Annotated in this window: 6 protein-coding genes and 1 pseudogene; 4 read left to right on the top strand and 3 right to left on the bottom strand. The window is 39.5% G+C overall.

What is annotated here, in order from left to right; translation table 11 throughout:
- Nucleotides 1-173: 173 nt before the first annotated feature.
- Nucleotides 174-629 (top strand): Fur family transcriptional regulator, encoded by a 456-nt coding sequence (locus tag PN471_RS06525; RefSeq protein WP_096663223.1) that lies wholly within the window; start codon nucleotides 174-176, stop codon nucleotides 627-629.
- A gap of 526 nt (nucleotides 630-1,155) precedes the next feature.
- On the opposite strand, the gene PN471_RS06520 is transcribed toward PN471_RS06525, so the two are convergent.
- Complete coding sequence (locus PN471_RS06520) at nucleotides 1,156-2,025, bottom strand: PD-(D/E)XK nuclease family protein (RefSeq protein WP_271776152.1); 870 nt, start codon at nucleotides 2,023-2,025, stop codon at nucleotides 1,156-1,158.
- 122 nt (nucleotides 2,026-2,147) lie between these two features.
- On the opposite strand from PN471_RS06520, the gene PN471_RS06515 reads away from it, so the two are divergent.
- Nucleotides 2,148-3,575, top strand: coding sequence for a phosphoglucomutase/phosphomannomutase family protein (locus tag PN471_RS06515; protein ID WP_271776151.1), 1,428 nt, complete (start codon nucleotides 2,148-2,150; stop codon nucleotides 3,573-3,575).
- Between the two features lie 232 nt (nucleotides 3,576-3,807).
- Complete coding sequence (locus tag PN471_RS06510; protein WP_193894786.1) at nucleotides 3,808-5,013, top strand: two-component system response regulator; 1,206 nt, start codon at nucleotides 3,808-3,810, stop codon at nucleotides 5,011-5,013.
- Between the two features lie 184 nt (nucleotides 5,014-5,197).
- Here the strand turns inward: PN471_RS06510 and PN471_RS06505 are convergent, their stop codons facing one another.
- Both PN471_RS06505 and PN471_RS06500 read right to left on the bottom strand, forming a co-directional pair.
- Entirely contained in the window at nucleotides 5,198-5,383 is a 186-nt protein-coding gene (locus PN471_RS06505) for a hypothetical protein (protein WP_271776150.1), read from the bottom strand.
- Nucleotides 5,384-5,419: 36 nt separating this feature from the next.
- Entirely contained in the window at nucleotides 5,420-5,617 is a 198-nt protein-coding gene (locus PN471_RS06500; RefSeq protein ID WP_271776149.1) for a hypothetical protein, read from the bottom strand.
- A 157-nt stretch (nucleotides 5,618-5,774) separates the two neighbouring features.
- Between PN471_RS06500 and PN471_RS06495 the strand changes: the two are divergent.
- A pseudogene (locus tag PN471_RS06495) lies at nucleotides 5,775-5,896 on the top strand (GUN4 domain-containing protein); the annotation flags it as partial.

The raw sequence follows: 5,896 nt of genomic DNA, 5'->3' as shown, positions 1-5,896 counted from the left end.
GGCAAGAGGCAAGAGGCAAGGGGCAAGGGGCAAGGGCAAGAGGCAAGAGGCAAGGGCAAGGGGCAACTGACCACTGACCACTAGCAAATATTCTCAATAAGCGGTGATTGTTGCAAATCAAGCCAAATATTTGTTATATTCTCAATTAATGAGCTTTGTTGAGAAAATTTACTATGACTGTCTACACAACTGGTTCACTTAAAGCAGAACTAAACGACCGTGGCTGGCGTTTAACTCCACAACGCGAAACAATTTTACATATTTTTCAGGAACTCCCGCAAGGTGAACATTTAAGTGCAGAGGACCTATATCATCGTTTAGAAACTGATGGTGAAGGGATTAGTCTATCAACTATTTATCGCACCTTAAAGTTAATGGCGAGAATGGGGATTTTGCGGGAGTTGGAATTAGGTGAAGGGCATAAACATTATGAAATTAATCAACCTTATCCCCATCACCACCATCACCTCATTTGTGTTCGCTGTAATTCGACTATTGAGTTTAAGAATGACTCAGTTTTAAAGATTGGCGGAAAAACAGCACAAAAAGAGGGTTTCCATTTATTAGACTGTCAAATGACAATCCATGCCGTGTGTCCTAAGTGTCAAAGAGCGTTGATGCCACTTTAGGAATTAAGACAAGAGGCAATAGGCAATAGGCATTTAGGAATTAAGATAAGAGGCAATAGGCAAGAGTAATTAAAAATTACTAGTACAGCAAGCACGGCGTAAATAAACCGACCATTTCCAAAAGCCAAAAAGCCTATGCAGTCTTAATTTTGACTTTTGACCTTTGACTTCTGCGAAGCGGTACTAGCCCAAAATTTGGAGGATGAATCAAGTTGTGGGGAATCTGATGATATTGAGAAAGCGGGAATTAAAAACTTCCGCTTTTAATATACCGATACGCACTTGCATGAGATACAGAATTTACAGTAAAAGCTATCTGGCAAGAACCTGAGTTCGACATAAGATAATTTTTGGAAAACTGCCCCAAATATGAGTCTCAAACCCTGATGATCTCGTTGAAGAAATCATAACTCTGTTCGCGTAGCGTCTCCGAAGGAGAAACTCCTAACACCGAACTCAGGTTATAACCAAATCACCAACCGTCCCATATAACAACTAACCAAAGCCCAAATCACCAAAGTACGACTCACGAAGATGTGGGAGAAGGATGAGATTTTGTAATTGGCATCGAATAAGATTTTGGTAGTTTTAAATCAGCAAATTCACAGATAGAATTAAAAGCACAAAAACGGCAATGGTTTCCGGGATTTGGGGGAAATATTTGACTGAAGTTGCTATTTTTAGCTTCATATTGTTGCAAATCTTCCTGATGTTGATGGGCAATATTTGCTAACTCAGATTCTAAGGCTTTAAACTCACTATTACTAATAGTAATTAATTCCGACTTTTTGCCAACTTCCAAATTGTAAAAAGAGGCAACTGCGGGTTTGCCAGGATAAAGATAACGGGCTGCCAGTAAATAAACTAGTGCTTGTCTGTGGTCAAAGGCAGATCTACCCGTTTTAAAATCTAAAATATGTAAGGTGCTATCAGACTCAATAAATATACAGTCCATAGCGGCATATAACCGAAAGCAATAATCTTGTTTTTCAATCACAATTGGTTTGGGGAAACCTTCATCACCGGAAGTTAATTCCAGAATCCGCTTACCCAATAATAAAGGGGCATTTTGATATTTTCTTAAAATTTGTAATACCCGATATTTAACTGTTTCATGAGTCTGACTTAATCCCAATAACCTCGCTACTTTTTCCACGCCATCAACTTGAGTTAACCAATGCAGATGACGGTGAAACTCATACACACCTTTTTGGGCAAGAATGCCAATGCGCTGGGGTGGAGTAGCTGTTACCAACAAAGACCTGACCTTTGGTTCATGCTGTCGCGCTTTAATAAATCCTCTTCTCATTTGGCAATGCCAATGTTCCTGTCCCCGGCTGGGGGCAAATAAAGACCAAAGGTGGTAACTAACAAAGGGTCTATCGGGGGTTGACATTGCTCATGTAGAGTGAGAGAAATTACCTTGGGGATACTTGCGGCTTAGTGGCTGTTCCACAGCTTTGCGGGATGCTTCCTAATAGTAAATAGCAATAATCATGCACGGGAGAGAGTGGCAATATGAGTAACCCTAGCAATTCCGGTAAGATAAAGTTTGGGACTGATGGATGGCGCGGAATTATTGCCGATGATTTTACTTTTCCTAATGTACGGAAAGTAACGAGAGCGATCGCTAGTTATCTGGAAACCGCCTATAGTAAAGACAAACCTGTTTTAATTGCCTACGATACACGGTTTTTAGCTGACGAGTTCGCCCAGGCATCTGCCGCAGTTTTGGCGGATTTGGGCTGGAATGTGAAAATTACTGATCGGGATTGTCCCACCCCAGTAATTGCCTACAATGCCCGTTTGCTCAATTCCGCAGGGGCTTTGATGTTTACTGCCAGTCATAATCCTGCACCCTATTGTGGGATTAAATATATTCCCGATTATGCAGGTCCTGCAACTCCAGAAATTACTGATACTATTGTCGCCAACATAGAAACAGCATCGGAGGAGTTACCCGGAAGTAACCCATCTGGAACAATTTCTACTTTTGATCCAAAGCCCGATTATCTGAATTTTATCTACACCTTGTTGGATGTGGAAAAAATTAAAAGTGCGAATTTAAAGGTCAAATATGATGCCCTTTATTCTACCTCACGGGGATATTTAGATGAAGTCTTGCAACACTGTGGTTGTCAATTAGAAAGTTTCCACGATTGGCGAGATGTCCTATTTGGCGGTGGTATGCCTGAACCCAAAGGGGAACAGTTAGTTGAGTTGGTGGCGGCCGTGAGGGCTGATCATGCAGATTTGGGTTTGGCTACCGATGGTGATAGCGATCGCTTTGGTATTGTTGATGAACAAGGTAATGTCCTTACTCCCAATACAGTGCTGTTAGTTCTAGCACGGCATTTGATTAAAAACAAGGGTAAGAGCGGTGCAATTGTTAGGACTGTGGCAACTACGCATTTATTAGATAATTTTGCTGCTAAGTATGGCTTGCAAATTTATGAAACTGCGGTGGGTTTTAAATACATTGGCGAGAAAATGCGAGAAACTGCTGTTTTGATTGGTGGGGAAGAATCCGGTGGTTTAAGTATCATTGGCCATATTCCCGAAAAAGATGGGGTTTTAGCAGATATGCTAGTAGCTGAGGCGATCGCTTATGAAGGCAAGCCTTTAAGTCAGTTGGTACAGGAAGCTATAGCTGAAGCTGATGGACCGTTGTATAACAATCGCTTGGATTTACACCTCACGGAAGATCACAAAGTCGCAGTGATTGATTCCTACACCCAAAATCCGCCCTCAGAAGTGGCAGGAATTCCGGTGAAAGAGGTGGGCAGGAAAGATGGTATTAAACTGTATTTAGAAGAGGGTAGCTGGGTGTTACTGCGTCCTTCTGGAACAGAACCTTTGGTGAGAGTGTACATGGAAACCAACTCACCGGAAAAACTTAGTCAGATTGCTAAATTCATGGCAGGTGAAATTGCTAAGTTAGCTTAGTTTATAGCAGGGAGCAGGAGTCACCGAATCAGGAGAAAGAATAAAATTCGCTCCCTGTTCCCTTGTCATAACAATAATTTTTAATGTCCACCTATAGGACTCCGGTTTGATTCTGTGAATTTTCCTGCGTAGGAAGGCAAAAGGCAAGAGGATTTCAGAATATGAAGGTGTACTTTAAAATTCACTTTACGTATTTTAAATTGAAATAATCATCGTGAAAATGAGGTTAATTATGTCGAAAATTCTAGTTATTGACGATGAGGAATCAGGACGAGATAATTTATTAGATATACTAGAAGCTGAGAATTTTGAAACTGTTACGGCTGCTAATGGTAAAATAGGCTTGGAGGTTGCTAGGTTAGAAGTTCCAGATTTAATTCTGTGTAATATAGTGATGCCAGAATTAGACGGTTATGGCGTGTTAAAAGCGTTGCGTCAGGAGCCATTAACATCAACTATTCCTTTTATTTTTTTGACTGCTAATACGGACAAATCCGATTTTCGTCAGGGGATAAATGTGGGTGCAGATGATTATCTAAATAAGCCTTTTACGAGGGATGAATTATTAAGTGCTATTCTGAATAAGTTAGAAAAATATGCAAACCTAAAGCAAAACTGGTTGGTTGGTACTCATAAATTAACACCAAGAATGCAGTTAGTTTTAAATAATTTAACTCTAGCAATAAAAGAGAATAATTTTGATGGTTTTGAAGTTCATTATCAACCAATTGTTGATATCAATACTGGGAGAATTACTTCCGCAGAAAGCTTGTTGCGATGGCAAAGTCCCGAACTGGGAAGAGTTGCACCACGGGAATTTATTCTTTTAGCAGAGTCTAATGGCTTAATTATTGATATTGGTAATTGGGTGTTAAAAACCGTTTGCCAACAAATGCAAGTTTGGCAAGATATTGGCATTCATGACTTAACGATAGCGGTGAATCTGTCACCTTTGGAATTTAACCAGCTAGATTTAATTCCCAAGGTTATCCACTTGATATCTAGCCATAATATTCAATCAAATTTTCTAGAGCTTGAATTAACCGAAAGCATGATTATGGAAGATATGAATGTGGCTATAACTGCTATGGAAAAATTACGCTCTTTAGGGATAAAAATTACCATTGATGATTTTGGAGTGAGTAATAATTCATTAATGTATCTTAAACAGTTGCCAATGGATACACTCAAAATTGATCGTGACTTTATTCAAAATATTAATGATGATTACCGCAAAGCAGCAATTACCAAAAGCTTGATTCAATTAGGACATGATTTGAATCTGAAAATTATTTCTAAAGGGGTAGAAACTGAGCCAGAATTGGCATTTCTACGAGAAAATAACTGTGATGCAATCCAAGGTTTTATATATAGTCCAGCATTACCTGCGTTAGAATTTCAAAAGCTGTTATTCACGAATAAGTTTTTTTCTATTTAGGGTTTACTTAACGAACCACTCCAGACACAGAGCGATCGCATCCCAACTAATATCCTAAACGGCGAACTGCTTGCAGCAGCGCTTCGCTATCGCTCACAACTACCCCAATTTTAAGTGATAGCACCCCAATATCCCCAAACAGCGATCAATCTCTTTTAGTAGACATCATCATGAGAACCTATGTTTAAAATTCCATAGAGAAAATAATCCGACAGTCATATCCACAGGAACAAGCACGTAAACCATCAAACTCACCTTTTAGCTGATGAGTAGCAAGGTCAGCGGCAAATAAATCTGTTTCCATTTGCTGTAATGTTTCCTCAATACGTGCTTGTAAATTCTGATCATGTTTGATAAATTTTCGCCTCATATCGCTTGAAGCGAGAAGTAAGAACCAGTTTTCTGATTATGTTTCATTAGTATTTAAGTAAGTTCTTAACTCAGCGATCGCTTCAATTGCGGTTTGAGGTTTAAGATTACCAGTTCTAAATTCAGCTAGTGCTTCCTGTGATGAACTTGCTAATTCTTTTCGTCGCATATCAGCTATTCGACGTTGTAGGATACTAATTAGTAGTTCTTGTTGATCAACTGATAGCTCAGTCACTAGATTGAGAACTTCTTCAGGATTTTTTGTCTGAATCAGGATGTCCAGGATTTAAGGATGTACAGGATGTAATTGCTCATTTGTTTGTTGGTGGTTAATGTTGTAATTGTCTGATAGCGTAGCGTGGCGTTAGCCATATCAGAATAAACAGTTTGCTGATCGCGTTAGATGGCGGAGAGAAAATAACTGGTTGCGTTACTCAGACCTTACCTTCAATATTAATGCACCAAGAGGACATTTACCAAATACACCTCCAGAATATACTAGCGTTAGTTTTCG

The sequence above is a fragment of the Aphanizomenon sp. CS-733/32 genome, assembly GCF_028330045.1.
Classification (GTDB): domain Bacteria; phylum Cyanobacteriota; class Cyanobacteriia; order Cyanobacteriales; family Nostocaceae; genus Dolichospermum; species Dolichospermum gracile.
Note: the sequence above shows the minus strand (reverse complement) of the source record. Positions and strands in the feature narration are given on the sequence as shown.

What these genes read in the sequence shown, in the direction of transcription:
- PN471_RS06510 (WP_193894786.1), top strand. Translation starts at nt 3,808, where the DNA reads ATGTCGAAAATTCTAGTTATTGACGATGAGGAATCAGGACGAGATAAT.
- PN471_RS06520 (WP_271776152.1), bottom strand. Translation starts at nt 2,025, where the DNA reads ATGTCAACCCCCGATAGACCCTTTGTTAGTTACCACCTTTGGTCTTTA.
- PN471_RS06525 (WP_096663223.1), top strand. Translation starts at nt 174, where the DNA reads ATGACTGTCTACACAACTGGTTCACTTAAAGCAGAACTAAACGACCGT.
- PN471_RS06505 (WP_271776150.1), bottom strand. Translation starts at nt 5,383, where the DNA reads ATGAGGCGAAAATTTATCAAACATGATCAGAATTTACAAGCACGTATT.
- PN471_RS06515 (WP_271776151.1), top strand. Translation starts at nt 2,148, where the DNA reads ATGAGTAACCCTAGCAATTCCGGTAAGATAAAGTTTGGGACTGATGGA.